1 protein-coding gene is annotated in these 578 nt (G+C 70.1%); it reads left to right on the forward strand.

Going from position 1 to position 578, the window contains the following annotated elements; translation table 11 throughout:
* Positions 1–578: MBL fold metallo-hydrolase (locus LPA54_RS35530; protein ID WP_228984700.1), on the forward strand; the 578-nt coding region annotated here is incomplete at both ends.

The following is a 578-nucleotide window of genomic DNA, read 5'->3' on the forward strand; positions in this document are numbered from 1 at the left end:
ATGACGACCGACGTGTTCTTCCCCGGCAGCACGCCGGAGGAGTGGCGGCGGCACGCCGCGCTGCTGGACCCGGACCACTGGGACGCCCGTACCGACCTCACCCGGGTCGCCACCCAGTCGTGGGTGCTGCGCAGCGAGGGCCGGGTCGTCGTGATCGACACAGGGGCGGGGAACGGCAAGTACCGTCCCCTGCAACCGATCTGGTCGTACCTGGACACCGGCTACCTGGCCAACCTCGCCGCCGCCGGCGTCCGCCCGGAGGACGTCGACCTCGTCGTCAACACCCACCTGCACGACGACCACGTCGGCTGGAACACGTACCTCGACGGCCGCGACTGGGTGCCCACCTTCCCCAACGCCACGTATCTGATGCCGGCGATCGACGTGACGTACTGGCATCCGGACAACCTGCACCGCACGCAGTTCGGGCGGGGCAACCAGAACGTGTACGAGGACAGCGTCCAGCCCGTGATCGACGCGGGGCTCGTCACGACGTGGGAGGACTCCTACGTCATCGACGGCAGCCTCCGGCTCGAGCCCGCCCCCGGCCACACCCCGGGTTCGGCGGTCGTCCACCT

This window comes from Streptomyces sp. DH12 (genome assembly GCF_020873895.1).
GTDB lineage: Bacteria > Actinomycetota > Actinomycetes > Streptomycetales > Streptomycetaceae > Streptomyces.